23 protein-coding genes and 4 tRNA genes are annotated in these 26,512 nt (G+C 52.9%); 20 read left to right on the forward strand and 7 right to left on the reverse strand.

Going from position 1 to position 26,512, the window contains the following annotated elements; translation table 11 throughout:
• The first annotated feature begins 54 nt into the window (after positions 1 to 54).
• From wecB to DUT67_RS01430, 14 genes are all read left to right on the forward strand, one after another.
• Positions 55 to 1,179, forward strand: coding sequence for a non-hydrolyzing UDP-N-acetylglucosamine 2-epimerase (gene wecB, locus DUT67_RS01365; protein ID WP_113632697.1), 1,125 nt, complete (start codon positions 55 to 57; stop codon positions 1,177 to 1,179).
• A gap of 125 nt (positions 1,180 to 1,304) precedes the next feature.
• Positions 1,305 to 2,567, forward strand: coding sequence for a UDP-N-acetyl-D-mannosamine dehydrogenase (wecC, locus tag DUT67_RS01370; RefSeq protein ID WP_011095678.1), 1,263 nt, complete (start codon positions 1,305 to 1,307; stop codon positions 2,565 to 2,567).
• Positions 2,558 to 3,631, forward strand: a complete 1,074-nt coding sequence (gene rffG, locus DUT67_RS01375; RefSeq protein ID WP_189339533.1) for a dTDP-glucose 4,6-dehydratase — start codon at positions 2,558 to 2,560, stop codon at positions 3,629 to 3,631. Before wecC ends, rffG begins: the two co-directional genes overlap by 10 nt.
• A gap of 54 nt (positions 3,632 to 3,685) precedes the next feature.
• Positions 3,686 to 4,417 (forward strand): dTDP-4-amino-4,6-dideoxy-D-galactose acyltransferase, encoded by a 732-nt coding sequence (gene wecD / locus DUT67_RS01380; protein ID WP_113627009.1) that lies wholly within the window; start codon positions 3,686 to 3,688, stop codon positions 4,415 to 4,417.
• Positions 4,418 to 4,421: 4 nt separating this feature from the next.
• Positions 4,422 to 5,552: a dTDP-4-amino-4,6-dideoxygalactose transaminase gene (gene rffA, locus DUT67_RS01385; RefSeq protein WP_011095675.1), complete on the forward strand. Its 1,131-nt coding sequence runs from the start codon at positions 4,422 to 4,424 to the stop codon at positions 5,550 to 5,552.
• A gap of 1 nt (position 5,553) precedes the next feature.
• A complete protein-coding gene (wzxE, locus tag DUT67_RS01390) occupies positions 5,554 to 6,804 on the forward strand; it encodes a lipid III flippase WzxE (protein WP_113626911.1) in 1,251 nt (416 codons plus the stop codon).
• The gene (locus tag DUT67_RS01395) at positions 6,801 to 7,886 is read left to right on the forward strand and encodes a TDP-N-acetylfucosamine:lipid II N-acetylfucosaminyltransferase (RefSeq protein ID WP_113626912.1); all 1,086 of its coding nucleotides are present in this window, start codon (positions 6,801 to 6,803) and stop codon (positions 7,884 to 7,886) included. The genes wzxE and DUT67_RS01395 overlap by 4 nt, the downstream gene beginning before the upstream one ends.
• On the forward strand, positions 7,883 to 9,274 hold the full coding sequence (gene wzyE / locus DUT67_RS01400) for an ECA oligosaccharide polymerase (RefSeq protein ID WP_113626913.1): 1,392 nt from the start codon (positions 7,883 to 7,885) through the stop codon (positions 9,272 to 9,274). The genes DUT67_RS01395 and wzyE overlap by 4 nt, the downstream gene beginning before the upstream one ends.
• Positions 9,271 to 10,020 (forward strand): lipopolysaccharide N-acetylmannosaminouronosyltransferase, encoded by a 750-nt coding sequence (gene wecG, locus DUT67_RS01405; protein WP_113626914.1) that lies wholly within the window; start codon positions 9,271 to 9,273, stop codon positions 10,018 to 10,020. The genes wzyE and wecG overlap by 4 nt, the downstream gene beginning before the upstream one ends.
• Positions 10,021 to 10,339: 319 nt before the next feature.
• Positions 10,340 to 11,728: an amino acid permease gene (locus tag DUT67_RS01410; RefSeq protein ID WP_048262932.1), complete on the forward strand. Its 1,389-nt coding sequence runs from the start codon at positions 10,340 to 10,342 to the stop codon at positions 11,726 to 11,728.
• Positions 11,729 to 11,870: 142 nt separating this feature from the next.
• Positions 11,871 to 11,947 (forward strand) — tRNA-Arg (locus DUT67_RS01415).
• A gap of 117 nt (positions 11,948 to 12,064) precedes the next feature.
• Positions 12,065 to 12,140: transfer RNA gene (locus DUT67_RS01420), tRNA-His, on the forward strand.
• A 50-nt stretch (positions 12,141 to 12,190) separates the two neighbouring features.
• Positions 12,191 to 12,277: transfer RNA gene (locus DUT67_RS01425), tRNA-Leu, on the forward strand.
• Between the two features lie 43 nt (positions 12,278 to 12,320).
• Positions 12,321 to 12,397 (forward strand) — tRNA-Pro (locus tag DUT67_RS01430).
• A 123-nt stretch (positions 12,398 to 12,520) separates the two neighbouring features.
• Here DUT67_RS01430 and DUT67_RS01435 read toward each other — a convergent pair.
• Positions 12,521 to 13,828, reverse strand: a complete 1,308-nt coding sequence (locus DUT67_RS01435; RefSeq protein ID WP_113626915.1) for a histidine-type phosphatase — start codon at positions 13,826 to 13,828, stop codon at positions 12,521 to 12,523.
• A 248-nt stretch (positions 13,829 to 14,076) separates the two neighbouring features.
• On the opposite strand from DUT67_RS01435, the gene purB reads away from it, so the two are divergent.
• From purB to DUT67_RS01465, 6 genes are all read left to right on the forward strand, one after another.
• Positions 14,077 to 15,441, forward strand: coding sequence for an adenylosuccinate lyase (gene purB / locus DUT67_RS01440; protein WP_113626916.1), 1,365 nt, complete (start codon positions 14,077 to 14,079; stop codon positions 15,439 to 15,441).
• Positions 15,442 to 15,450: 9 nt separating this feature from the next.
• A complete protein-coding gene (locus tag DUT67_RS01445; protein WP_113632696.1) occupies positions 15,451 to 15,993 on the forward strand; it encodes a GNAT family N-acetyltransferase in 543 nt (180 codons plus the stop codon).
• On the forward strand, positions 15,990 to 16,781 hold the full coding sequence (locus DUT67_RS01450) for an amino acid ABC transporter substrate-binding protein (protein ID WP_113632695.1): 792 nt from the start codon (positions 15,990 to 15,992) through the stop codon (positions 16,779 to 16,781). The genes DUT67_RS01445 and DUT67_RS01450 overlap by 4 nt, the downstream gene beginning before the upstream one ends.
• A 126-nt stretch (positions 16,782 to 16,907) precedes the next feature.
• Entirely contained in the window at positions 16,908 to 17,579 is a 672-nt protein-coding gene (locus DUT67_RS01455; RefSeq protein ID WP_011095665.1) for an amino acid ABC transporter permease, read from the forward strand.
• 9 nt (positions 17,580 to 17,588) lie between these two features.
• Entirely contained in the window at positions 17,589 to 18,350 is a 762-nt protein-coding gene (locus DUT67_RS01460; protein WP_113626919.1) for an amino acid ABC transporter ATP-binding protein, read from the forward strand.
• A gap of 77 nt (positions 18,351 to 18,427) precedes the next feature.
• On the forward strand, positions 18,428 to 19,585 hold the full coding sequence (locus DUT67_RS01465) for a M20 peptidase aminoacylase family protein (protein ID WP_113632694.1): 1,158 nt from the start codon (positions 18,428 to 18,430) through the stop codon (positions 19,583 to 19,585).
• Between the two features lie 56 nt (positions 19,586 to 19,641).
• Here the strand turns inward: DUT67_RS01465 and DUT67_RS01470 are convergent, their stop codons facing one another.
• The 6 genes from DUT67_RS01470 to DUT67_RS01495 form a co-directional block, all read right to left on the reverse strand.
• Entirely contained in the window at positions 19,642 to 20,457 is an 816-nt protein-coding gene (locus tag DUT67_RS01470; RefSeq protein WP_113626920.1) for an amino acid ABC transporter ATP-binding protein, read from the reverse strand.
• A gap of 42 nt (positions 20,458 to 20,499) precedes the next feature.
• On the reverse strand, positions 20,500 to 21,609 hold the full coding sequence (locus DUT67_RS01475) for an amino acid ABC transporter permease (protein WP_113632693.1): 1,110 nt from the start codon (positions 21,607 to 21,609) through the stop codon (positions 20,500 to 20,502).
• Between the two features lie 10 nt (positions 21,610 to 21,619).
• Complete coding sequence (locus tag DUT67_RS01480) at positions 21,620 to 22,843, reverse strand: amino acid ABC transporter permease (RefSeq protein ID WP_113632692.1); 1,224 nt, start codon at positions 22,841 to 22,843, stop codon at positions 21,620 to 21,622.
• A gap of 118 nt (positions 22,844 to 22,961) precedes the next feature.
• Positions 22,962 to 24,014 carry an amino acid ABC transporter substrate-binding protein gene (locus DUT67_RS01485; RefSeq protein ID WP_113632691.1) on the reverse strand — a complete coding sequence of 351 codons (1,053 nt, stop codon included), beginning with the start codon at positions 24,012 to 24,014 and terminating at the stop codon, positions 22,962 to 22,964.
• Between the two features lie 269 nt (positions 24,015 to 24,283).
• Positions 24,284 to 25,045 (reverse strand): sulfite exporter TauE/SafE family protein, encoded by a 762-nt coding sequence (locus tag DUT67_RS01490; protein WP_113632708.1) that lies wholly within the window; start codon positions 25,043 to 25,045, stop codon positions 24,284 to 24,286.
• A gap of 75 nt (positions 25,046 to 25,120) precedes the next feature.
• Positions 25,121 to 26,446 (reverse strand): MmgE/PrpD family protein, encoded by a 1,326-nt coding sequence (locus DUT67_RS01495; RefSeq protein ID WP_113632690.1) that lies wholly within the window; start codon positions 26,444 to 26,446, stop codon positions 25,121 to 25,123.
• Between the last annotated feature and the right edge of the window lie 66 nt (positions 26,447 to 26,512).

A 26,512-nucleotide genomic window follows, 5' to 3' on the forward strand; every position in this document is an offset into this window, starting at 1 on the left:
GCTGATTTGATGCTCAGCGAGCGCCTGCGCCTAACCTGATTAAAGAGATTCAATGTGAAAGTGTTGACTGTTTTCGGCACCCGGCCGGAAGCCATTAAAATGGCACCGCTGGTTCATGCCCTGGCTCAGGATGGAGCCTTTGAATCGAGAATTTGCGTAACAGCCCAGCACCGGGAGATGCTGGATCAGGTGTTGCATTTGTTCGATATTACACCGGATTACGATCTAAATATTATGCGACCGGGACAGGGGCTCAGTGAGATATCCTGCCGGATTTTATCGGGACTTGAACCCGTCATGGCGGAGTTTAAACCGGATTTAGTGTTGGTTCACGGTGATACCACCACAACGCTGGCAACCAGTTTGGCGGCTTTTTATCAGCGTATCCCTGTCGGCCACGTGGAGGCGGGATTACGTACTGGCAATCTCTATTCGCCCTGGCCGGAAGAGGCTAACCGTAAGCTGACTGGGCACCTGGCGATGTACCATTTTGCTCCGACGGAGCATTCCCGCCAAAATTTGCTGCGTGAACATTTGTCCGATCGGCATATTGTTGTGACTGGCAATACGGTGATTGATGCGTTGTTTTGGGTGCGCGACCGTATCCTCGGAGATGCCTCACTACGCCGCAGCCTTGACGAAAAATATGCCTTTTTGGACAGCAGTAAAAGGCTGATTCTGGTTACCGGACACCGACGCGAGAGTTTTGGTAGCGGCTTTGAGCGTATTTGTGGTGCGCTGGCGGATATCGCTCGTCGACACCCTGAAGTGCAGATTGTGTACCCAGTCCATCTGAACCCTAACGTCAGTGAGCCGGTGAATCGTATCCTGAGCGATATTGATAATGTGATGCTGATTGCGCCGCAGGATTATCTGCCTTTCGTGTATTTGATGAATCGTTCTTACATGATTTTGACCGATTCGGGTGGCATCCAGGAAGAAGCGCCGTCGTTAGGAAAGCCAGTATTGGTGATGCGTGATACGACGGAACGGCCGGAAGCGATAGAAGCGGGTACGGTCAAACTGGTCGGCACGGAAGTGGTGAGCATTGTCGATGCGGTATCTATGCTGCTGACGGATGAAGGTGCGTATCAGGCAATGAGCCGAGCCCACAACCCCTATGGCGATGGCCAAGCCTGTCAACGCATTGTGGATGCTTTAAAAAATCATAGGAAATGATTTTTAGCGCTGTTTTTGCAGCGACCCGAAGGGTGTCGGACAGGGACAGCTCGACATAAAAAATCGCTAGAAGCGATTTTAAACGTCGCCTTACGGCGGCAGACATAAAAATATCAGGTGACACTATGAGCTTTACTACCATTTCCGTAATCGGTTTAGGCTACATCGGTTTACCCACCGCAGCGGCATTTGCGTCGCGTCAGAAAAAAGTCATCGGTGTCGATGTGAACAAATTGGCGGTTGAGACCATTAATCGCGGTGAAATTCATATTGTCGAGCCCGATTTGGATACCTTGGTCAAGGTCGCGGTGGAAAATGGCTACCTTCAGGCGATGACAAAACCTGTGCCAGCCGATGCTTTCCTGATCGCAGTTCCTACTCCTTTCAAAGGCGATCACGAACCCGATCTGGCCTACGTTCAGGCTGCAGCAGCGTCCATCGCGCCAGTGCTGAAGAAAGGCGATCTAGTGATCCTTGAGTCGACGTCCCCCGTGGGGGCGACTGAGCAAATGGCCGAGTGGCTAGCCGATGCGCGCGCGGACTTGACGTTTCCGCAGCAGGTTGGGGAAACGGCGGATATCAATATTGCCTATTGTCCTGAACGGGTGCTGCCCGGTCAGGTCGTGGTTGAGCTGATTAAAAACGATCGCGTTATTGGCGGTATGACCCCAGTGTGCTCTGCTCGCGCCAGCGAACTCTACAACATCTTCTTAGAGGGTGAGTGTGTGGTCACTAACTCCCGCACCGCCGAGATGTGTAAGCTGACCGAAAACAGCTTCCGCGACGTCAATATTGCTTTCGCCAATGAACTCTCGCTGATTTGTGCCGAACAAAACATTAACGTATGGGAACTTATCCGATTGGCAAACCGCCATCCTCGCGTCAATATCCTGCAACCCGGTCCCGGCGTAGGTGGGCACTGTATCGCGGTCGACCCTTGGTTTATCGTGGCGCAGAATCCGCAGCAGGCTCGGTTGATTCATACCGCCAGACTGGTGAACGATGGCAAGCCACTCTGGGTGGTGGATCGGGTCAAAGCGGCCGTGGCGGATTATCTGGCACAAACGGATAAACGCGCCAGCGAGGTCACTGTGGCCTGCTTTGGATTAGCGTTCAAGCCGGATATTGACGATTTGCGCGAAAGTCCTGCCGTGGGAATTACCTCCATGATTGCGCAGTGGAATACGGGTGTGACGTTAGTTGTCGAACCGAATGTCAAACACCTGCCGTCCGTGTTGGCTGGGCAGGTAAAACTGGTCGATACCAGCAGTGCATTAAAAGAAGCCGATGTGCTAGTGATGCTGGTAGACCACCGTCAGTTTAAGGCGATTAACCCAGACGATGTGAAACAACAGTGGGTTATTGATACCAAAGGAGTATGGCGTTGAAACGTATTTTAATTACCGGTGGTGCAGGGTTTATTGGTTCCGCGTTAGTCAGATACATTTTGGCTGAGACGCAGGACAGCGTCGTGGTTGTCGATAAACTGACTTATGCGGGCAACCTGTCTTCACTGGCACCGGTTGCCGATAGCTCACGCTTCGCATTCGAGCAGGTAGATATCTGCGATCGTGCTGAACTGGATCGTGTCTTCACGGCTTACCAGCCTGCGCTGGTGATGCATTTAGCGGCAGAAAGCCATGTTGACCGCTCTATCGACGGCCCTGCGGCGTTTATCGAAACCAATATTGTCGGCACCTATACGATGCTGGAAGCGGCACGCCACTATTGGCAGAACCTGGCTGATGCGGACAAGAATGCGTTCCGCTTTCACCATATTTCTACCGATGAAGTCTTTGGCGATCTGCATGGGACGGACGATCTGTTTACAGAAACCACGCCTTATGCGCCGAGCAGCCCTTATTCGGCATCGAAAGCCTCCAGCGACCACCTTGTTCGCGCATGGTTGCGCACCTACGGGTTCCCGACCGTTATCACGAACTGCTCGAATAACTACGGTCCTTACCATTTCCCTGAGAAGCTGATTCCGTTGGTGATTCTGAACGCGGTCGCGGGCAAACCGTTGCCGGTTTACGGCGATGGCGCACAAATTCGTGATTGGTTGTTTGTCGAAGACCATGCCCGCGCACTGTACAAAGTCGTGACGGAAGGCGAAGTCGGTGAGACGTACAACATTGGCGGCCACAACGAACGTAAAAATATTGAAGTGGTGCAGACCATTTGCGCACTGCTAGAAGAGCTGGCACCAAATAAGCCTGCTGGTGTGGCGTATTATCGCGATCTCATCACCTATGTGAAAGACCGGCCAGGCCACGATATGCGTTATGCGATCGATGCTGGAAAAATCGAACGTGAGTTGGGCTGGCGTCCAGAGGAAACGTTTGAGACGGGCATGAAAAAAACCGTCAGCTGGTATCTGAATAACGAAAAATGGTGGCGCAGTGTGCAGGACGGTTCCTATACCGGTGAGCGTTTAGGACTGAACGACTAAACCTGTACTGAGATGACGGAAAAGCCAGATGGCGGAAAAGAAAGAGGCGAAATGATGACCTATCCGATATCAGCAGGAAAGGGAGAAATTCGCGCCACGGTTGAACCGCTGGGCTGGGAGAGTGAATTCTTTCAGATTGACAGCGGTAAGCTGAATTTTTCGCCTTCTGCGCCTGTGTTGACGCCTGATGTGTTGAACGTATTTGCGCTGACGCAGGCCAAAATCGCGGCGGACAATCTGGTACTGGCGGATGAGCTGGCTGATCTCGGTTTTCGCTTAGTGGAAGGCGAGGTCGATCTCAGTTTGCCTCTGCATCCTACTGCAGCCGCTACGCCACTACCGCGCTGGCGTGAAGCCACGCTCGATGATATTCCTGCGTTGAGGGACGCGGCATCATGTGTTTTTGCACTGAGTCGTTTCCGTACGCCGTGGTATCAGCCGGAGGATAGTGGGCGTTTTTACGCTCAGTGGGTTGAAAATGCGGTACGCGGTACGTTCGACCACTGTTGCTTGATGATGGAAGATGCCGCGGGTCATCCACAAGGATGGGTCACGCTGCGCAGACTGGATGACTCGGATGCCCGTATCGGGCTGCTGGGTGTTTGGCCGGGCGTTACGATACGCGGTATTGGTTCACAACTGATGGCGCTGGCGGAAGCGTGGTGCCGACAGCAAGGGTTGATACGTCTTCGGGTCGCGACGCAGGTTGGCAACGTGGCGGCTCTTCGTCTTTATCTTCGCCGTGGTGCCACGATTGAGAGCACGGCGTATTGGTTATACAGGTGAATACATGATTCCATTTAATGCGCCACCGGTTGTCGGTACGGAACTGGATTATATGCAGGCTGCCATGAGCAGCGGCAAATTGTGCGGCGATGGCGGATTTACTCGCCGTTGTCAGCAGTGGCTGGAACATTACTCCGGTAGCAAGAAAGTCCTGCTTACGCCTTCCTGCACAGCGTCGCTGGAGATGGCGGCTATCCTACTGGATATTAAGCCCGGCGATGAAGTGATCATGCCGAGCTATACCTTCGTTTCTACCGCCAACGCCTTTGTGCTGCGCGGTGCGAAGATCGTGTTTGTCGATATCCGCCCGGATACCATGAACATCGATGAGACGAAAATCGAAGCGGCGATTACGGAAAAAACGCGCATTATCGTGCCGGTTCACTACGCGGGAGTCGCCTGCGAGATGGACGCGATTATGGCTCTGGCGAAAAAATACGATTTATATGTCGTGGAAGATGCGGCACAGGGCGTGATGTCCAGCTACAAAGGCCGCGTTCTGGGGTCTATTGGTCACATCGGCTGCTTCAGTTTTCACGAAACCAAAAACTACACCTCGGGCGGTGAGGGCGGGGCCACGTTGATTAATGACGCGAGGCTGGTGGAACGAGCGGAAATCATCCGTGAAAAAGGCACCAACCGTAGCCAGTTCTTCCGTGGACAGGTGGACAAATACACCTGGCGTGACATCGGCTCAAGCTATCTGATGGCGGATATTCAGGCTGCCTATCTCTGGGCTCAGTTGGAAGCGGCGCGACCCATCAACGAGCGTCGCCTGAAACTGTGGCAGAACTACTATGCGGCATTCAAATCGCTGGCCGATGCGGGGCGTATAACGCTGCCGACCGTGCCTGCCAATGGGATCCACAACGCGCACATGTTTTATATCAAACTGCGCGATCAGGACGACCGCAGTGCGTTTATCAATTACATGAAAGAAGCCGAAATCATGACGGTCTTTCATTATATCCCGCTACATAGCTGTCCGGCGGGTCTGAACTTCGGTCGTTTCTCCGGTGACGATCGCTATACCACGCAGGAAAGCGAACGGCTGGTACGTTTACCGCTGTTCTACAACCTGTCGGACGTCAATCAGCGGACCGTCATCAATACCATTCTGAGCTTCTTCTCCTAATATGTCGTTGGCGAAAGCATCGATATGGACGGCAGGCTCCACGCTGATAAAAATCGGCGCGGGGCTCGTTGTCGTCAAACTGCTGGCGGTCACGTTTGGCCCCAGCGGCGTGGGAATGGCAGGGAATTTCCGCCAGCTTATTACGGTGTTGGGCGTGTTAGCCGGGGCGGGGATTTTCAACGGTGTCACCAAATATGTCGCGGAATATCAACAACAGCCGGACCGACTGAGGCCGCTGCTAGGCACGTCTATCACGCTGGTACTGGGGTTCTCCACCTTTCTGGCGATACTCTTTCTGGCTGCCGCAGCGCCTATCGCCAATCTGCTGTTTGGGCATGAGGACTATCGCGATGTGGTGCGTGCGCTGGCGTTTATCCAGATGGGTATTGCCTACGCCAACCTGTTTCTGGCAATCCTCAAAGGCTATCGGGATGCGATAGGCAACGCGCTGGCCGTGATCGGCGGTAGCCTGATCGGGCTGGCTGCCTTTTGGCTCTGCCTGCGGCTGGGCGGCTATGCTGGTGCGCTTGCGGGGATGGCGCTGGTGCCTGCATTGTTGGTAATTCCTTCAGGAATCATGCTACTGCGTCGTACGCCGCTGTCGCTGGCGTCGCTAAAACCAGCATGGGATCGTGCCATCGCTGGGCAGTTGGGCAAGTTTACGTTGATGGCGCTGATGACGGCGGTGACGCTGCCCGTGGCGTACATCATGATGCGTAACCTGCTGGCGGCGCATTACAGCTGGGATGAAGTGGGCATTTGGCAGGGCGTCAGCAGTATTTCCGATGCTTATCTGCAATTTATTACTGCCTCCTTTACCGTTTATCTGTTGCCGACGCTCTCGCGTCTGACAGACAAGGCCGCGCTGGCGCAGGAGATTATTCGCTCGCTGAAGTTTGTGCTGCCCGTTGTGGCGTGCGTCAGCTTGTGTGTGTGGCTGCTGCGAGATTTTGCTATCTGGCTGCTGTTCTCTAGCCAATTTACGGCAATGAGAGATCTCTTCGTTTGGCAGTTGGTCGGGGATGTAATGAAAGTGGGTGCTTACGTCTTTGGCTATCTGGTCATTGCGAAAGCTGCGCTGCGCTTTTATCTGCTCACGGAAGTCAGCCAGTTTCTCCTGTTAACCGGTTTTTCTCACTGGTTAATTCCGCTTTATGGCGCACAAGGCGCAGCGCAGGCCTATATGGCAACCTACCTGGTCTATTTTTTGCTTTGTTGTTGCGTATTCATTATTTACCGTAGGCGAGCATGACGACACTGATTCATGTATTGGGATCTGATATCCCGCATCATAACCAGACCGTTTTACGTTTTTTTAACGACGTACTGGCGACGGAACTCCCCGAACATCAGATTCGGCATTTCATCGTGGCTTCTCACGACGGCATTTCGCCGGCCGATTTTCCTGCATTGCGTATAGAAACCTGCGTGGATAAAAAAACGCTGGCTGAGGCGGTCATCGCCAGAGCAAAGTCGAATCGCAAGATGCGCTTTTTCCTGCATGGGCAGTTTAATCCCACGCTGTGGCTGGCGCTGCTGAGCGGGAAAATCAAATCTGAGCAGATTTACTGGCACGTTTGGGGCGCGGATTTGTATGAAGAAGCAAGCAGCCTGAAATATCGCCTGTTTTATCTGCTGCGGCGTATGGCGCAAAAGCGTGTCGGACACGTGTTCGCCACGCGCGGCGATCTGGCGTGGTATCAGCAGCGTGCTCCTCGCGTGCCGACGTCATTGTTGTACTTCCCAACGCGGATGGATCCGGCGCTAACGGGCATGCAGGTGGATAAACCGCTGGCTGGACCGATGACGATTCTGGTCGGCAATTCTGGCGATCGCACGAACCGCCATCAGGAAGCGCTGCGGGCGATTCACAAGCAGTTCGGGAACAATGTGCGGGTTATTGTGCCAATGGGCTACCCCGCGAATAATGCGCCCTACATCGCGCAGGTTGAAAAGGACGGCTTGGCGCTGTTCGGCGTGAAAAATTTCCAACTGCTGAAAGACCAACTGGCGTTTGATGATTATCTCAACATGTTGCGTACCTGTGATTTGGGCTATTTTATTTTCGATCGCCAACAGGGGATCGGGACGCTATGTCTGCTGATTCAGTTTGGTGTACCGTTCGTCATCAGTCGGCAAAATCCGTTCTGGCAGGATTTGACGGAGCAAGGCCTTCCTGTGCTGTTTTACGGTGATGAACTGGACGAGGCAGTGGTGCGTGAAGCTCAGCGCCAACTGGCATCGGTAGATAAACACCAGATCGCGTTCTTCAATCCCAATTATCTGCAAGGCTGGCGGGATGCGCTGGCGTTGGCGGCGGGAGAACCGACATGACGCTGGGGCAATTTGGTGGGCTGTTTGTCGTCTACCTGATTTCAGTCATCTTTATCCTGAGCCTGACCTGGATGGAGTTTCGGCGCGTTCGTTTTAACTTTAACGTGCTGTTCTCGCTGCTCTATTTATTGACGTTCTACTTTGGTTTTCCATTTACCTGCGTGCTGGTATTTCGTTTTGGTGTTGAAGTCGTCCCTGTGCAGTACCTGCTTCAGGCAATGCTGTCCGCCACTGCCTTCTATGCGATCTATTACGTCAGCTATAAAACGCGACTACGCCAGAAAACCGCCGCGCCACGTGCCCCGTTCTTAACGGTGAACCGAGTTGAAGCCAATCTGACCTGGCTGCTGCTGGCGTTGATTGCGGTAGCCACCGTCGGTATTTTCTTCCTCAACAATGGCTTCCTGCTGTTTAAGCTGCGTTCTTACAGCCAGATATTCTCTAGCGATGTGTCCGGCGTGGCGTTGAAACGCTTTTTCTACTTCTTCATTCCGGCAATGCTGGTGGTGTATTTTCTGCGTCAGACGCAGCGTGCATGGCTGATGTTCCTTATCGGGACGGTCGCATTTGGGATGCTGACATATGTGATTGTCGGCGGCACGCGTGCGAATCTGATCATTGCCTTCGCTCTGTTTCTGTTTATTGGCATTGTGCGTGGCTGGATTACGCTCTGGATGCTGGTAGCGGCCGGGATATTTGGGGTTGTCGGGATGTTCTGGCTGGCGCTGAAGCGCTATGGGCTGGACGTCAGCGGTGATTACGCCTTTTATACCTTCCTCTATTTAACGCGTGACACCTTCTCGCCCTGGGAGAATCTGGCGCTGCTGTGGCAGAACTATGACAAGATTGAATTTCAAGGGCTGGCACCGATTGCTCGTGATTTCTACGTCTTTATTCCCTCCTGGCTATGGCCAGACCGTCCGAATATGGTGTTAAACAGTGCAAACTATTTCACCTGGGAAGTGTTGAATAACCACTCTGGACTGGCGATATCCCCTACGCTGTTAGGCTCGCTGGTAGTGATGGGCGGCGTGCTGTTCATCCCGCTCGGCGCAATTGCGGTAGGGCTGGTTATCAAGTGGTTCGATTGGGTGTATGAGTTAGGGAAAAACGACAGCAATCGCTATAAGGCCGCCATTTTGCAGGCGTTCTGCTTCGGTGCGGTGTTCAATATTATTGTGCTGACGCGCGAAGGCGTCGATTCCTTTGTTTCACGTGTGGTGTTTTTCTGTCTGATATTTGGCCTGTGCCTGCTCGTTGCCAAACTGCTTTACTGGCTGCTGGAAAGCGCCGGACTCATCAGACAACGTCTGATGCGCATGCGCGCCACGCCGCTCGCGCCGACACCCAACACCGTACAGGACCCTGTGATCAAGGAGCAGATATGACCGAGTTAAAAACCACAGAGACAGTCCCTCTGTATACCATTCGTGGTTTGCCCATTCACGGTTTCCGCAATATGGGGACGTTTGTTGACTACCTATTTGCGGGGGAGCGGGTTGAAACGGGAACGCTTGTCGCGATTAACGCGGAGAAAGTGCTAACAGCGGAAAAAGATGTGGCGCTACGTACGCTGCTCGATCGCGCAGAGTATAAGTATGCGGACGGCATCAGCATTGTGCGTTCTATTCGGCGTAAGTACCCGCAGGCTGACGTCACGCGGATTGCAGGGGCTGACCTGTGGGAAGCGCTAATGGAACGAGCGGGCAAACAGGGAACGCCCGTTTTTCTGGTAGGGGGCAAAGCTGATGTGTTGGCACAAACGGAAGCGAAACTGCGGGCGCAGTGGAACGTGAATATTGTCGGCAGTCAGGATGGCTATTTTACGCCAGAGCAGCGCGATGCCTTGTTTGAGAGAATCCGTGCCAGCGGCGCCCAGATTGTGACCGTCGCGATGGGATCACCACGGCAGGAAATCCTGATGCGCGATTGTCGCCACCACTATCCTGATGCTTTGTATATGGGCGTGGGCGGCACGTATGACGTCTTTACCGGACGTGTTAAGCGTGCTCCGCTCGTCTGGCAAAACTTAGGGTTGGAATGGTTATATCGCTTGCTGTCCCAGCCCAGTCGTATTTTTCGGCAGTTTAAGTTGTTGAAATACGTCGCTTATCATTACAGCGGTCGTCTGTAGCCTTATTGAATTGGCGCGCTGGACGCGCCAACCTTTCCTCGTCGTCTTTCCCCACAGCCTTTCTCTTTCTCTACAGTAGATAACCCTGATTTTTCATTCCTATTCGACTTCAATTGTCTGTTTGCCAAACAATCAGAAAGACAGAATTCTATCTTTGCCGTATTCGTCGTCCCTGATGTGTTATTCAAGCCCACATTACGGTATTTTCATGGCCGCCAATTTGAGGCGAGGACACATTCTTTCTAACAGATAGTATTTCTGAAATAAGAACAATAACCGGCAACAGTCGGGATAAGCACAACATAAAGACAGAGGATATATGGCAGAAGATGTAAAGCAGGAAAAACTCCATCGAGGGTTGGAAGCCCGACATATTGAGCTGATTGCGCTAGGTGGCACGATCGGTGTTGGGCTGTTTATGGGCGCAGCGAGTGCGTTGAAGTGGGCGGGGCCGTCAGTATTGCTGGCCTATATTGTCGCTGGAATCTTCGTTTTTTTCATCATGCGCTCAATGGGCGAAATGCTCTATCTGGAGCCGGTTGCAGGATCGTTTGCCGTCTACGCACATAAATACATGCATCCCTTTTTCGGTTATCTCACCGCGTGGGGCTATTGGTTTATGTGGATGGCGGTCGGAATTTCGGAGATTACCGCCATTGGCGTGTATGTTCAGTATTGGTTCCCCGACTTGCCACAATGGATACCGGCCATCGCCGCGGTAGCACTCGTCGCGGGCGCAAATCTTGCTGCGGTAAGGCTGTATGGTGAAATCGAATTCTGGTTTGCGATGATTAAAATCACCACCATCGTCGTGATGATATTGGTCGGTGTCGGCATTATTTTCTTCGGCTTTGGTAACCACGGTCAGGCGACAGGGTTTAGTAACCTGACCGAGCACGGCGGCTTCCTTGCGGGAGGCTGGAAAGGCCTGCTGTTCGCGCTGTGTCTGGTGGTAGCGTCCTATCAGGGCGTTGAGCTGGTCGGTATCACGGCGGGTGAAGCGAAAAATCCGCAGGTGACGCTGAAGCGTGCGATCAATAACATTCTGTGGCGCATCCTGATTTTCTATGTGGGTGCGATCTTCGTTATCGTCACCATTTTCCCCTGGAATGAAATCGGTACATCCGGCAGCCCGTTTGTGCTGACGTTTGCGAAAATCGGTATTGTGGCGGCGGCAGGCATTATCAACTTTGTGGTGCTGACGGCCGCGCTGTCCGGCTGCAACAGCGGCATGTATAGCTGTGGTCGTATGCTGTATTCGCTGGCTAACAACCGTCAACTTCCTGCCTGGCTAGGTAAAGTGACGGCCAGCGGTGTACCCGCAGCAGGTGTCATGATTTCTATTCTTTGTCTGGTGGCTGGGTCGCTTTTGAATTACGTCATCCCTAACCCGGAAAAAGTGTTTGTTTATGTTTATAGCGCCAGCGTGCTGCCGGGTATGGTGCCGTGGTTTGTGGTGTTGATCAGCCAGCTGCGTTTTCGCGAGCAGCATCGTGCAGCGCTGGCCGCACATCCGTTTAAATCGATATTGTTCCCGTGGGTAAACTACCTGACGATGGCGTTTTTGCTGTGTGTGCTGGTGGGAATGTATATAAATATCGACACACGGATGTCTTTATTGGTCGGTATCGCCTTTTTAGCTGTAGTCAGCCTGTGTTATTTCGCGCTGGGATTGGGTAAAAAAACATCGCTGGCAGGGGGTAAATAGTCGTATTTGGGGGCGGGAAGCGCGGATTTGTACGTTATTTAGCTTGAAATGAGCAAAGCATAAGCAAACACATCATTTCGATAAAAAAGCACTAGACAGCCAGTCGCTAAGTCCGTAATATCCCGTCCCGCAACGGCGCTAAGCGCCCGTAGCTCAGCTGGATAGAGCGCTGCCCTCCGGAGGCAGAGGTCTCAGGTTCGAATCCTGTCGGGCGCACCATTATATTGTCTAAACGAGTATGTTGTGTGCAAGAGCTGCGGTGGTACACTTGCCTTCGTAAAGAAAGTATCCCGTAAAAAGGAAGTACCGCGTAATAAGATGTAAAATGTGGTGATGGTGGCTATAGCTCAGTTGGTAGAGCCCTGGATTGTGATTCCAGTTGTCGTGGGTTCGAGTCCCATTAGCCACCCCAGATTTAGTAGTAAGTTAGCGATTTTTCGTTAATAAAAGTTTGTGAGTTATGCGAAGGTGGCGGAATTGGTAGACGCGCTAGCTTCAGGTGTTAGTGTTCTTACGGACGTGAGGGTTCAAGTCCCTCTCTTCGCACCACACACAAGCTAGAACATCAGTGATGTTCAAAAAACAGTACATTCGGCGAGTAGCGCAGCTTGGTAGCGCAACTGGTTTGGGACCAGTGGGTCGGAGGTTCGAATCCTCTCTCGCCGACCAATTACAAGAAAAAGCACATCGAAAGATGTGCTTTTTTTTCGTCTACAATTTGCCTTCTCGTGCAAAGGTCCTGTCAGATTCAGTAACCCGACAAGACGTTGTTGTTCCCGATAAGATGGCGAGCTACGGCGCGTAATGTACCGTTGCCAGCGCACTGCTATCGATACTTTTCCGCATGGATTCCAGCGTCGTATCAAAAGGACACAGCGTGCCTTTTTCTGTCTGCTGACAGCCCTGAGACGTAAACTCTTCTTTCAGTAACGGCTGTTGCTCACCCAGCGGTGTCAGCGCACGGATCTGATCCAGCGATTGTGTCTGGAAATAAATACGCAAAAAACGTTTCTGAGTGGTCGTATCGCGCCAGCGTTCAAAGACCAGACTGCCTGCGGGCGGGATGTTATCGGCGGTATCGCCGGGTAGCTGCCAGTGAAATTGCAACAGCGTGCGCAGATAGGCGATGTTGGTGTCATGCGCGACATACAATAAGTAAGGCGCTGTCGGTGGTTCGCCTTGTGCGGTGTCCTGTTCTGCTGACGTCCCTTGCGCGAGTGCCTGTGCGATTTGTTGCATCAATAGCGAGCCGCCACGCTGTGCAATGTAGGGAACATCATTGGTGAAGTCGTATTTGGCAGTCATTGGTGCCATCAGTGGGATGAGATCCTGCGTGCTGCGGACATGACCAAAAGCGACCCGTGCCAGCGGCAGGTTTTCGCTATATTCCAGCAGGAAAACCTCGCTCATATTCGCCAGCGTATTCAGGCCGCTGATAGACGTCGAACCGTCTTTATCCTGTTTGAGCGCCCACGGTTTATCAAACACCGGACAGGGTTTGTCTGCTTCGCATACGACCTGCTTCAACAACTCGATACTGGGCTTAAGACGTTGATAGGCGGTATCCAAGTCACCCCCCATGGCTTTCAGCACGGCAGCTTTTGCCTGTTCAGGGTCAAGTGTGCCAATCCCCATTTTATCGCCATGGAACAGCGGATCTTGCTTTTCATCCTCAACGGCATGCGTAGCAACGCCGCAGCCGGGAAACATGCCGTCCATATAAGCTTGTGCGGTTGCGCGGGTGCGCTGTAACGGGCTGGCAAGTACATAAATCTGCTGTTCCGCTGGGCAACCTGACGCGAACAGATGTTGTTGACGATAATATTCGCCCTCATAGCTAGCTTTTATCACGGTGGCAGCATAGCCATGTCCGGTTAATTCACCCTCTCGCGTGACCCACTGCGGCCATTGTCGTGCTGTGCCGGACTCCAGTGCGGTTGTGTTGGATGCTGTCGGGGGACGCACGCCATGACGGCTAACTTCAACTACCTTTTCCAGCAGGTAGCGATCCTGGGCCTGTGCCTGAGAAGAGAATGTTGAAATAATGATCATGGTAATCAATAAGGTACGTGGCATGCGTAATGTCGTGTGGGAAAGCATGATAATCCTTCGTCAGCAGTCATACGGATAAGGAGTTTCATTGTAGGAAGGAAAAAGTGACAAGCGGGTTTTTCAACACGGGAGAGAGTGTTAGCGAACATTTCCAAATGCATAGTTTGCAATCAAACTTTTTGGTCTAAGATAGATCCCAAAGGTATAAAGCGCATAATTTCCGCATGTTATATTTTTAAAAATTAAAAAGACGACATAAATCCCCGCCTGATAAATCCAACACTAACGAGTTAATTATGGCATCACATCTTATTGATTTTCTTCTTATAGGGAATAATTTTGGCACGCCTGAAATGCGCGGCGTCTGGTCCGAGCATAGCCGCCTGACTAAGCAGGTCGAGGTAGAAGTTGCCCTGGCACTTGCCGAGGGTGAACTGGGTGTCATTCCGCTGGATGCGGCAAAAACCATTGCAGAAAACGCTGATGCAAGCGCGCTTAATGTTGAAGAGATTGCAAAAGATGCAGCACGCATGAAGCACTCTCTGATGCCGACGATTGCCGCGATTCAGAGACAATGTGGCGCTGCGGGTGAATTTATTCACTATGGCGTGACCACGCAGGACATCGTTGATACCGCGACAGTGTTACAGCTGAAACAATCTTTTGATATTGTCGTCAGAGATACACAACTGCTGGCCGTCGAACTGAAACGTTTGGCGAAGAAATATCAACACACGCTGATGGCTGGCCGTACCCACGGCATGCAAGCGCTGCCCACCACGTTTGGCTTCAAACTGGCCGTTTGGCTGGATGAATTTATCCGTCACCTCGAACGTCTGGGTGAAATCAAAGAGCGTGTGTTGGTCGGCAACATCAATGGTGCCATTTGTACCTATGCTTCTTTTGGCGAGCAAGGGCCGGAAATCGAGCGTCTGACGCTGGATAAATTGGGGCTGAATACGCCGAATATCGGCTGGCAGTCTGCCCGCGATCGCTTCTCCGAATATGCCTCCGTGACGGTTCTGATCAGCGGTACGCTGGGCAAAATCGGCAACGAGCTGTACAACCTGATGCGCACCGAGATTAATGAAATCGAAGAGCCGTTCTCCGAAGGGAAAATCGGTTCTACCACGATGCCGCACAAACGTAACCCTGCCGCGTTGGAAGGGCTGGCGAGCCTGACTGCACCGCTGTTTAAGAGCGCCGCGCTGATTCACGAATCCATGAAAGTTGAACATGAGCGTGATGCAATGAGCTGGCGTGCAGAGTGGATCGCGCTGCCGGAAATCAACATCTATCTGTCTGCTCAGCTTCAGAATGCGCTTGGCATCCTGCGTGGAATGTCCGTCAACGAGAAGCAGATGCTGGCGAACCTCGATCTGCAAAACGGCCTGCTGTTATCCGAGAAAGTGATGTTCGAGATTGGCAAGCGTCTCGGTAAGCAGACAGCACACCATCTGGTTTACGAATGCTCTATGCAGGCATTCGAGCAGAATCAGTCCTTTAAATCGGTGCTGCTGGCTCATCCCGTGCTTTCTGAGCAGGTAACCGCTGCCGATCTGGACGAATGGCTGAATCCGGCTAACTATGTCGGCAGCGCGCCGCAGAAGGTTGATGACGTGATTCGTTATGCCGATAACTCCGGTCTGCTACCAGCATAAGGTGAAATCATGAGTATCGTATTTCGTCAGGCTACGCTTGCGGATGATGAAACTTTTTTGGCGCTGGCGCTGGCGGCGTTTGAGCCGATTCGCCAGTTGGGCATCAATTTTTCCGCCGCCCATGCGGATATCGACATGGTGCGCACGCATATCGTCTCACACGGCGTTTATGTGATGGAAAAAGGCGGGGAGATGGTGTCGTCATTTACCATCCGCTATCCGTGGGGGCCAGAACCGGGCCCGCTCGGTCTACCGCATCTGGGTTGGTTTGCGACGCACCCTGGTTATAAAAAACAGGGATTGGGTAAGCAAATGATGAGCTGGTTGGAAGAAGAAATTCTGATTAACCAGCTCAAAGCGCCTGCGGTGTCGCTTGGCACTGCGCAAAACCACCCGTGGCTGATTGAGATGTACAGAAATTATGGTTTCAAGGAAGTCGGGCAGACGAATCTGGGAAAAGGACACCTGACCATCTGGATGGAAAAAATTCTTGATAACCAATTGTATGACCAGTGGAAAGATAAAAACTTAAAAAGAGAGGCAGTAAAATGATGAAAAAAGTAACGTTGTCTGTTCTGGCGCTGACGACCGCCTTTCTTGTTGCTGGCTGTGATTCTGGGAAGAGCGGCACCGAGCAGGGAAAAGTATTGAAAGTGGGTTCAACAGGCCAGAGTTATCCAAGTGGTTTCAAGCAAGATAACAAGCTGGTTGGGTTTGACGTTGAAGTCACGGAAGCCATCGCGAAAGATCTGAATTACAAAGTTGAGTGGGTCACCGCTGATTTCAGCGGCCTGATGGGGCAGTTGGAAGCGAAAAAACTCGACACGGTAGCGAACGTGGTGGCAATTACCCCAGCACGTCAGGAAAAATACAATTTCGCCCAGCCGTATAGCTTCTACGGTAGCCAGATTGTGACGCACAAAGATAACACAGACATTAATACACTGGCTGACCTGAAAGGGAAGACGGTTGCTGGGGTTCTGGGTTCTAACCACGTCAACAACCTGAAAAAAGCGTTTGCCGACGGCAGCGTCACTATTCGTACCTATGAAACACGCGATGGCGCAATGAACGATGCACTGTCTAAACGCGTTGAAGGCTACGTGAATTCACGCCCGATCCTGTTGGCGGAAATCAATAAGCGTAACCTGCCGTTCAAACTGGTTGGCGAACCGCTGGTGATTGAAGAAGTCAGCTTCCCGTTCCATAAGGACGAGAAAGGCGATGCGCTGCGTAAGCAGTTCGATGCACAATTGACGAAAATGCGTGAAGATGGACGTCTGAAATCTATCTCCGAAAAATATTTTGGCGAAGACATCACGGTATCACCGGCTAAATAACTTCACGCTGTCATTCTGGCTGCGTCGTTACGTAGTCTGATGCCAGATGACTCGTTATGTAGTCAACAGTCATAACCCCGTTCCACCGGCGCAATATGGCCGGTGGAAGCATTAATGGTATTACTTATGAATATCGATCTTGCCTACCTGCTAAAAGTCTTTCCCCAGGTATTAATGTATTTGCCGACCACGCTGTTTCTTGCCGTGGTGTCGATGTTTTTTGCTATGGTTCTCGGTCTTATCCTGGCGTTAGTCCGTGAAAGCAAGATCGTCGTCGTGGTAAAAATCGTCGAACTGTATATCTCGCTGTTCCGCGGCATTCCGTCGCTGGTTCAGCTGTTTATCATCTATTTCGGCCTACCGCAGTTATTCCCCGGCTTATCCAATCTGGATGCGATGACGGCCGCGATTATCGGCTTTAGCTTGAAAACTTCCGCCTATATGGCTGAGATTTTCCGTGCGGGCTTGGCCTCGGTGGATTTCGGCCAGACGGAAGCGGGCTTGTCCATTGGCATGAGTAAAGCGCAGGTCTATCGCCGCATCGTGTTGCCTCAGGCCATGCTGAATGCGCTGCCAGCGACGGGCAACACCTTCATTTCCCTGATTAAAGATACCTCGGTGGCCTTTGCGCTGGGTGTCTCTGAGCTGTTCGCGGAAGGCAAGATGATTGCCGCTGAATCTCTGCGTTTCTTCGAGACCTTCCTGGTCGTGGGTCTGATTTACTGGATGGTGATTGTGGTTTACGCCTGGCTGCAAAAACAGCTTGAGAAGAAACTGAATCACTCGCTACAGCGATAAGGGGCTGACATGATCAGTGTAAAGAATCTTTCTAAACGCTTTGGCGATCAGGTGGTGCTGGACAACATTAGTCTGGATATCGCGAAAGGCGAAGTGGTTGCCATCATCGGCCCATCCGGCTCGGGTAAATCCACGCTGCTGCGCTGTCTGAATCTGCTGGAAACGCCAGAGTCAGGTACGATCGAAATTGGCGAACAAACGCTGGATACACGTCGTTACTCCTCCAAGGATGCCTACGCACTGCGCCGTCAGACGGCGATGGTGTTCCAGAGTTATAACCTGTTTAAGAACAAGACGGCGCTGGAGAATGTAACGGAAGCGCTGATTGTCGTGAAAAAAATGCCGAAGAAGCAGGCGGATGAAATCGGTCTGGCGTTGCTGGAGCAGGTTGGTCTGTTGCCGCAGGCGGCACAGTACCCGGTGACGTTGTCCGGCGGGCAACAGCAGCGCGTGAGTATTGCGCGTGCGCTGGCGGTCGATCCGAAAGCCATTTTGTTTGATGAACCGACTTCGGCGCTGGACCCAGAGAGGGTACACGAAGTGCTTCAGGTGATTCAGAAGCTGGCGAAAAACGACACCACGATGGTGATTGTTACCCACGAAATGCAGTTTGCGAAAGAAGTGGCCGACCGAGTGATCTTCATGGCGGATGGTCACATCGTTGAGGAAGGTCCAGCGGAGCAGGTGATTAGCTTCTCGGACAATCCGCAAACCCAGCGTTTCCTGCGTCAGTTGACCAAGCTGCCTGAGCCGCTTGAGTACGATATTTAACGTATACGTAGACACACCTGCACGCCTGAACAAGGCCGCCCTGCCAGACGGGGCACGATAATGTGGAGTAAGAATTGATGAAAACCGCACCTCAGCACGAGCCCCTGGCTCAGTTTATTCAGGCGTTTCGCCACGATTTACACCGCAATCCTGAACTGTCGAATCAGGAGTTTGAAACGACGAAAAAGATTCGTGCGGTATTGGAAAAAGAAGGGATTCGCGTCCTAGATCTGCCGTTGAAAACCGGTCTGGTCGCGGAAGTTGGTGGTTTACAGGATGGCCCACTGGTCGTGGTCCGTTCGGACATCGATGCCCTGCCGATTGAAGAAGAATCTGGCGTAGAATTCACATCGCTCAACAAAGGGGTGATGCACGCCTGCGGCCATGATTTTCACTCTTCCGCTGCGCTGGGTGCGGCGATTCTGCTGAAGAAAATCGAGCCGGAGCTGAAAGGCACGGTGCGAATTTTGTTCCAGGCAGCTGAAGAGACAGGGCTGGGTGCACCGGAAGTGATTGCCGTTGGTGCGTTGGACAATGCGGTAGCGATTTTCGGTATTCACAACGACCCGACGCTGCCTGTTGGCGTCATCGGCGGGAAAGACGGTGCATTGACGGCGGGCGTTGACCGTTTTGAGATCAAAATTGCGGCGAAAGGCTGTCACGCAGCGAAGCCGCATGAAGGCAACGATCCGATTATCATTCTGGGTCAGTTGATTTCTGCGGTGCAAACCATCATCAGCCGCACGGTGTCGTCCGACAATAACGCGGTGGTGTCGATTACTCAGGTTCATAGCGGCAGCACCTGGAACGTTATCCCAGATACGGCCTATGTTGAAGGCACGGTCCGAACGTTCAATCAGGAAGCGCGTGATTTAATTGAACAGCGCTTCCGCCAAATCGTTTCGGGTATTGCCAGCAGCTTTGGCGCGGACATTGAATTCCTGTGGCACGCAGGGCCGCCATCGGTGATCAATTCGCCAGAGTGGGTTGAGTTTGCGCTGAATGTGGCGAGTGACGAAGGCTTTGAAGCACGCCGTGTGGAAGCCAGCCCGATTGGTGAAGATTTCGCGTTCTATCAGCAGAAACTGCCGGGTACGTTCATGATGGTTGGCTCCGGCGGACCGTATGCGCTGCACCACCCGAAATTCCGCGTTGACGACCGCGCACTGTTCCCGACTGCACACTATCTGTATCAGGTCGCGAAACAGAGTTTAGAACAGCTGTCTTCCCGTTAAGTTCTCCTGATTGCTGCTATCCGCGCCGATTCCTCGGCGCGGATATTTTTTGCCTATTAATGGCTCAGAATCTGATCCAGGAACTGGCGCGTGCGCGGATGCGATGGTGTGTTGAAGAAGTCCTGCGGCGGTGCAGATTCAACGATGCTACCGTCGGCCATCAGAATGACCTTGTCAGCGACCGTCTTGGCAAACCCCATTTCGTGGGTAACGACGATCATCGTCATACCTGATTCCGCCAGATCGAGCATCACATCGAGTACCTCTTTAATCATCTCCGGATCCAGCGCAGAAGTCGGTTCATCAAACAGCATGATTTCCGGCTGCATACAGAGCGCTCGGGCAATCGCTACACGCTGCTGTTGGCCGCCAGAGAGCTGTAGCGGGAATTTATGCGCCTGATTCGCGATATGCACCTTTTCCAGATAGTGCATCGCTAAATCGATGGCTTCCTGCTTCTTACGCTGTTTGACCAGCGTTGGACCAATCGTCAGGTTATCCAGCACGCTCAGGTGGGGAAACAGGTTGAACTGCTGAAACAGCATACCGATACCGGAACGTACGCGGTTAATGTTCTTAATGTTGTCGTTAACTTCGATGCCATTCACGCGGATATGGCCGTCGTGGTGTTCTTCCAATCGGTTAATACAGCGGATGAGCGTGGATTTACCGGAGCCGGAAGGGCCGCAAATCACCACGCGCTCACCTTTCTGCACGTTAAGCGTCACGTTATTCAGCGCCTGAAACGCGCCATACCATTTGCTGACCGCGTCGATCTCAATGATGACGTTGTTGTCTGTCACTACACTGTCTGTAACGACATGGTTTGTAACTGCCTTGCTTGTAACTAAAGTGTCTGCGGCTAAGCTCATGATAAAAAAGCTCCTGTCGGTGTTTTCATCAACGGCTATCGCTTAACCGTGATACGTTTCTGGATTACGGCTGGCATCGATGCGTTTTTCTACCCACAGCGCGTAGCGTGAGAGCAAGAAGCCAAACAGCAGATAGATAGCCGAGATAAAAATATAGGTTTCAATGTAATAGCGTCGCCATATCGGGTCCTGCATCACCGAGCTGGTGGCGGTGAGGATGTCGAATAGCCCGATAATGATGACGAACGAGGTATTCTTCATGGCGGCGATAATATGGTTGGTCATGGCGGGCAGACAGATACGCAGCGCCTGCGGCAGGATGATTTTAGTCGTCGTGTGCCAATAGCTGAGATTGAGCGCTGTCGCCGCTTCGTATTGTCCACGTGGTACGGACTGTAAACCGCCACGAATGACCTCGGCCTGATAACAGGCGAAAAACAGCGCGATACCGATGATGATGCGCAGCAGTTTGTTGATTTCCATACCGGCGGGCAGGAACAGCGGAAAGACGTTAACGGCGACGAACAGGATCGTGATGAGCGGTACGCCGCGCAGGCCTTCGATAAAAATAACCGACAGACCACGTAGAAAAGGCAGCGGTGAGCGCCGCCCCAGCGCTAGCAAAACCGACATAGGCATACCGATGACGACGGTGCCGCTAAACAGCAGAATCGTCAGCGGCAGGCCACCCCATTCGCTGGAAGGCACGTAGGGTAAGCCAAGCACGCCACCGGACATCAGGATGGCAATGCCGATTACTGCGGCAATCCACAGCGGTAAGAGGATGCGTGAATGCCAGAAACGTGGCATCAGCGACAGACCGAGAGCCAGAAACCAGATCCCAATCGCCAGTACCAGACGCCAGTGTTCATCGTAAGGATAAAGACCAAACAGGATGGGGCGATGTTTTTCCACGATTACCGCCCAGCAGGCACCGGCGGCCGCACGGCAGACATTCGGGTCTGTGGTGTACCACACGGCATCGAGAATGCCCCAATGCAGCAGTTTGTTTCCGACATTCCACATCAGCACAGTCAGTAATAGCGTGAGCACGGTTTGTGGCACGCTGCTGAAGAGGTGACGGCGTAGCCACAGCAGCGGCGTACGCAGTCGGTTGGGAACAGCGGAGAGTGACAGTGCTGGAAATAACATTCAGTGCTCCTCAACGCTCTTTGATGGCGACGGCGCGGTTAAACAGGTTCATCAGCAGCGACGTCACGATGCTGACCGTCAGGTAAACCACCATCATGATGGCAATTACTTCGAGCGCCTGACCGGTTTGGTTCATCAACGTGTTACTGATGTTCGCCAGCTCGGGGTAGCCGACTACGACCGCGATCGAGCTGTTTTTCGACAGGCTGACATATTGGCTGGTCAGCGGCGGAACGATGACGCGCATGGCCTGTGGAATGATGATGTGGCGCATCATGTGCCACGGTGAAAAGGACAGCGCGCGTGCCGCTTCCAATTGACCTTTGGGGATCGACTGAATCCCTGCCCGCACGATTTCCGCGATAAATGCCGAAGAATAGAGCGCAATACCGAGCAATAGCGCGGTGAATTCAGGGCTGACGGTAAAGCCGCCACGAAAGTTAAAGCCGCGGAGAATCGGGCGATCGAGTTCTGCCGGTGCGCCGGAAAGCCACCAGACCAGCAGCGGTAACCCGATAAGTGCTAACAGCGTCAGACGGCCTGTAGGCAGAGAACGCCCTGTATTTTCCCGTAGGTAGCGCGCCACGCGGTTCAGGATCAGGCTAATCAGGGCGGCAGCGAGTAGGGCGATGGTGGTCCACAGCCAGCCGTGATGCGCGGCGGGGACGGAAAAAGACAGCCCGCGATTGGTCAGAAAACCCAGACTGCCAAGCTCTATGGCATCCCGTGGTGAGGGCAAGTTACGGATAACCACCGACCAGAAAATCACCTGCAAGATCACTGGAATATTGCGCATCATCTCGATGTATCCCCCAGCGAGCCGCGCCAGCAGCCAGTTACGGGAGACACGAGCAATTCCGACGGAGAAACCCAGCAGCGTGGCAAGTACGATGCCGCATAGCGTGACGTAGAGGGTATTCAGTAAGCCGACGCCAAGTGCACGCAGGTAGCTGTCGCGTGGGGTAAAGGCGATGAGCTTTTCGCCAATCTCAAACTGTGCGGTGTGATCGAGAAAACCGAAGCCAGTGGCAATATTTTGCGAGCGCAGGTTTTCGACTACGTTGGCGTACAGCCAGTAGCTGAACGCGACGATCAGGAGGCCGAGCAGGCTCTGATAAATCCAGGCGCGCAGGGACTTGCTGCCAAACGCGTTGAGCAGACGGTGCGAATGAGATGGCGTTCCCGACCACGGTGTTGCCGAGGTTGGCAGTAGCGTCTTGTTTGGTGATTTCATTACTGGCGATCTTTTCTTCTGGTCATTACCGATTCTCAACGCACATCGCTAATGACGGTAATGCGATGGCATGGCGTCAGCCCGAATTTTTCCGAGTTGACGCCGAGGGTGGGGTTAATTAACGAATGGGCAGGCCGTAGAGCAAACCGCCTTTCGTCCAGAGATTATTCAGGTCGCGTTCCAGTGGAGCTGGTGTGTCTGGCCCGAAGTGGCGGTTATAAATATCGCCGTAATTCCCTACCTGCTTAATCAGGTTGTAAGCCCACTGGTTATTCAGCCCCAGCTTTTGACCATAATCGCCAGTGGTACCCAGCAATGCTTGTATATCTGGGTCTGTCGATTTGAGTTTGCTCTCTACGTTCTGTTGGCCGATTTCCATCTCTTCCGCGTTGAACGTGGCGTAAACCACCCATTTCACGATGTCGTACCATTGGTCATCACCCTGACGGACTGCCATCGCCAGCGGCTCTTTTGAGTAAATCCCCGGTAGAATCACATGGTCAGCCGGTTTTTCCGCATCAAAGGTGCGCACGCCGGGTAGGGCGACTTTATCGCGAGCGATGACGTCGCAACGCCCAGACAGATAGGCTGCGACGTACTCTTTATTGTTTTCGATGACCACCGGGGTGTAATGCAGGTTGCGTGACGCAAAAATCTGCGCGACGTTGCGTTCGGTGCTGCTGCCCGGTGTGATGCAGACGGTCGCGCCGTCCAGATCTTCCACCTTCTTCACATTGGCGCTGGTGCGCACCATGAAACCTGTTCCGGTATAGAACGTCGGCGGGGCGAAGTTCAACCCAAGTGAGGTGTCGCGAGACAAATCGGCGGTGATATTGCGTGATAGCACGTCAACTTCACCTGACTGAATCGCTGGGAAACGCTGCGCGGTGGAAAGAGCGGCAAAACGTACTTTGCTGGCATCGCCAAAAATAGCGGCGGCTAACGCATGGCAGTAATCGACGTCCAGCCCAGTCCACTGCCCTTTGCTATCAATCGCGGAAAAACCGTGGCGTGCGGGGTGTACGCCGCAAACCAGTTCACCGCGTGCTTTGATCTTTTTGAGCGTCTCGCCGTTTCCAGCGTCGGCGGCATTGGCGTGGGCAACAGGCAACAGAAGACTCCCTAAAGTCAGCGCTGTGGCGGTCGTCAATGAGAGTAATTTTCTCAGCATAAGTATCCTCAGAATGGTCGGTGTTGTTTTATGCCCGTCAGATTTCAAGCTGCCAGTAACTCGAATTACCTTGGGGCTAATTTGTTGTAATTAATTGTTTTTATTGTAATGCGTCCTTTTGTATACAAATGTTCTCAATGTTGCCTGTAAATGGCAAATAGCATATTTCTCTATCTAAAGCTGAATAATGGATATAGCTATTTCGGGGACGATTCGAAAGATAAAAAGGGGCTGTGCCTTGCGCAGTAAGCAAGGCACAGAGGGATGATTTAGCGGGCGAGCAGGCCTTGTACGCCTTGCCACATGAGTTGGGTGCTGAGGATCAACATGGTGAGGCGAAAGGTGGTGCGGAATAGCTTTTCGGGCAGATTATCCAGCAGGCGCGTGCCTAGCCAGGTTCCCAATACTCCGCTGACAATCATCGCAGCCAGCATCGGCAGCCAATCGTGATAGGCAAACCCCATCATCCCGAATGCCAGTATCTTCAAGCCGTGTTGTAACACCATGCAGAGCGCATGCGTGGCGATAAGCGGCTGTTTGGTTACCCCTTGAGAACTGATAAGTCCGGCGACCATCGGGCCGGTTGCACCGACGATCATGGTGCCAAGGCTGGTGAGCGCACCGCCGAGAACGAAGAACAATCGATTAACCGGTTTTGGTGCGGTGCGTTTACGGAAAACCGACCACAGAATGAAACTGGCCAGTGCGATTTTTGCCACGCTGTCTGGGATCCAAACGGCGACGGGCGCGCCTACTGCGATGCCAATGACGCTGCCGATAAAAAACCACAGTGCCAGTGGCCAGACAATATACAAACGTTGAATCAGACTGCGGCTCAGGTTAGAACCAAGTTGGACGATGCCGTGAACCGGCAGCAGGCTGCTGACTGGCATTCCGAGCCCCATGATCGCCAGTAGCGTAACGCCGCCGCCGAGTCCCAGCGCTGCCGTTAACGCCGACGTCAAAAAGCTGCAAAAAATCAGGATACCGGCAAAGAGCGGAGAAATGTCGGGCGGAACAAGATGTAGCATGGTGAAACCCATCGCGTGGTCGAGCAAATGATAATGCCTGATGCGATCAATGCGCATCAAGCACCCTTTCCGCCGTTAACGATAATCGTCGCGCAGCAGCCGTTGATACAGTGCCTGTGCCTCGGTACGTGGCAGAGCCTGACTGGCGCAGTCGATAAACTTCTCCGCGATCAGGTTGTCCGGCAGAGGATTTTCTGCGCTGGAGCCTAGCGCGCCTGCTACTCGACGGTGATAAGTGCGGCTATCACGGGTCACTAATGTGACGTGTGCCGTGTGCGTGGTGCTTTCGTCATGGCAGATCAGCTCAACGCGTGCCATTAGTGCCTGTGTCGTGGGGTCGTGTAGCGCCGCGTCGTCAATAAAATCGTCCAGCGTCAGCTTCCCCTGCACCCAAGCGCGAGCGATGCAGTAGTGCAGGCTGAATTTCCCTGCTAGCGGCGTATCCGGGGTTGGAATGTTGATGTGCGGAAAGCGAATAGGGTGAATGGCAATCTGAATGCGCTCCAGCGATTCGGGATTCAGTCCGGTTTCCTCACGCAGCGCCAGCAGCCCGTCCAGCGGTGCCAGAATGGCATAGCAGCAGGGGAAGTATTTAAAATTATTCCCTTTTATTGGATCCAGGATGTGGGACGGCGCAGACCAGGGTTCGGTTAACGGCGTGGTGTCGACGTTTTCACCTGCGCGGTTGTAGACGTTGAAATAGCCGTGATGATGTTCAAACGCGGCATCGCCTGCGCTGAAACCCTGACGCGCCAATAATACTGCCATGACGGCGCTGCGGTTGGCGTGGCCGACCGCCAGTGATTTCGTCTGGCTGCCAAAGTTGGATTTGATACCGGAGGCCAGCGATGCGGTGATGGCAAAGGCGGTCGCCGTTTCTTCTTCGCTAAGCTTCAGCAGCACCGCGCAGGCGGCGACGCCTGCGAAAATGCCAACGGAGGTTGTCGGATGCCAGCCGTTACGATACTGAAAAGGGCTGACGGCTTTTCCCATGCGTACTGCGGTTTCATAGCCGCACAGATAGGCGTGCAGGATCGCTTCCCCGTTGGCGTCCTGCTCGTCTGCCAATGCTTGCAGAGCTGGGAGCACGGCGACAGAAATATGCCCGTGCAGCCAGGAATTGGAGTCGTCGAAATCGAGTAAATGGGCTGATGTACCGTTTAGTAATGCGGCATCCAGCGCGTTGAGTTTGAGGTCCGTACCAAAAATCCGGCTTTTCCCTACGGCGGCTGATGGAACGATCACCGCTCTGAGTTTTTGCGCACCGTCCTGAATGCCTCCCGCAAGCGTGACGCCCAGTGTGTCAATCACAGCGGTTCGTGCGTGTGCCAATGCGTCGGCAGGGAATGTCTGGCGAGAAAATTCCAGCAGATTATGGGCAAGCTGGCGGGCAATGGTCATGAAGGCGTCCTGTCGTTATCGTGAAATTTTTATGTTGAATTGCTTACATCGAATTGTTTATGTCGA

The sequence above is a fragment of the Pectobacterium peruviense genome, from assembly GCF_003312355.2.
Classification (GTDB): Bacteria; Pseudomonadota; Gammaproteobacteria; order Enterobacterales; family Enterobacteriaceae; genus Pectobacterium; species Pectobacterium peruviense.

What these genes read in the sequence shown, in the direction of transcription:
- DUT67_RS01435 (WP_113626915.1), bottom strand. Translation starts at nt 13,828, where the DNA reads ATGCTTTCCCACACGACATTACGCATGCCACGTACCTTATTGATTACC.
- DUT67_RS01395 (WP_113626912.1), top strand. Translation starts at nt 6,801, where the DNA reads ATGACGACACTGATTCATGTATTGGGATCTGATATCCCGCATCATAAC.
- DUT67_RS01455 (WP_011095665.1), top strand. Translation starts at nt 16,908, where the DNA reads ATGAATATCGATCTTGCCTACCTGCTAAAAGTCTTTCCCCAGGTATTA.
- wecD (WP_113627009.1), top strand. Translation starts at nt 3,686, where the DNA reads ATGACCTATCCGATATCAGCAGGAAAGGGAGAAATTCGCGCCACGGTT.
- purB (WP_113626916.1), top strand. Translation starts at nt 14,077, where the DNA reads ATGGCATCACATCTTATTGATTTTCTTCTTATAGGGAATAATTTTGGC.
- DUT67_RS01480 (WP_113632692.1), bottom strand. Translation starts at nt 22,843, where the DNA reads ATGAAATCACCAAACAAGACGCTACTGCCAACCTCGGCAACACCGTGG.
- DUT67_RS01475 (WP_113632693.1), bottom strand. Translation starts at nt 21,609, where the DNA reads ATGTTATTTCCAGCACTGTCACTCTCCGCTGTTCCCAACCGACTGCGT.
- DUT67_RS01490 (WP_113632708.1), bottom strand. Translation starts at nt 25,045, where the DNA reads ATGCTACATCTTGTTCCGCCCGACATTTCTCCGCTCTTTGCCGGTATC.
- rffG (WP_189339533.1), top strand. Translation starts at nt 2,558, where the DNA reads ATGGCGTTGAAACGTATTTTAATTACCGGTGGTGCAGGGTTTATTGGT.
- DUT67_RS01450 (WP_113632695.1), top strand. Translation starts at nt 15,990, where the DNA reads ATGATGAAAAAAGTAACGTTGTCTGTTCTGGCGCTGACGACCGCCTTT.
- DUT67_RS01470 (WP_113626920.1), bottom strand. Translation starts at nt 20,457, where the DNA reads ATGAGCTTAGCCGCAGACACTTTAGTTACAAGCAAGGCAGTTACAAAC.
- DUT67_RS01445 (WP_113632696.1), top strand. Translation starts at nt 15,451, where the DNA reads ATGAGTATCGTATTTCGTCAGGCTACGCTTGCGGATGATGAAACTTTT.
- DUT67_RS01495 (WP_113632690.1), bottom strand. Translation starts at nt 26,446, where the DNA reads ATGACCATTGCCCGCCAGCTTGCCCATAATCTGCTGGAATTTTCTCGC.
- DUT67_RS01460 (WP_113626919.1), top strand. Translation starts at nt 17,589, where the DNA reads ATGATCAGTGTAAAGAATCTTTCTAAACGCTTTGGCGATCAGGTGGTG.
- DUT67_RS01410 (WP_048262932.1), top strand. Translation starts at nt 10,340, where the DNA reads ATGGCAGAAGATGTAAAGCAGGAAAAACTCCATCGAGGGTTGGAAGCC.
- wzxE (WP_113626911.1), top strand. Translation starts at nt 5,554, where the DNA reads ATGTCGTTGGCGAAAGCATCGATATGGACGGCAGGCTCCACGCTGATA.
- wecC (WP_011095678.1), top strand. Translation starts at nt 1,305, where the DNA reads ATGAGCTTTACTACCATTTCCGTAATCGGTTTAGGCTACATCGGTTTA.
- DUT67_RS01465 (WP_113632694.1), top strand. Translation starts at nt 18,428, where the DNA reads ATGAAAACCGCACCTCAGCACGAGCCCCTGGCTCAGTTTATTCAGGCG.
- wzyE (WP_113626913.1), top strand. Translation starts at nt 7,883, where the DNA reads ATGACGCTGGGGCAATTTGGTGGGCTGTTTGTCGTCTACCTGATTTCA.
- rffA (WP_011095675.1), top strand. Translation starts at nt 4,422, where the DNA reads ATGATTCCATTTAATGCGCCACCGGTTGTCGGTACGGAACTGGATTAT.
- wecG (WP_113626914.1), top strand. Translation starts at nt 9,271, where the DNA reads ATGACCGAGTTAAAAACCACAGAGACAGTCCCTCTGTATACCATTCGT.
- DUT67_RS01485 (WP_113632691.1), bottom strand. Translation starts at nt 24,014, where the DNA reads ATGCTGAGAAAATTACTCTCATTGACGACCGCCACAGCGCTGACTTTA.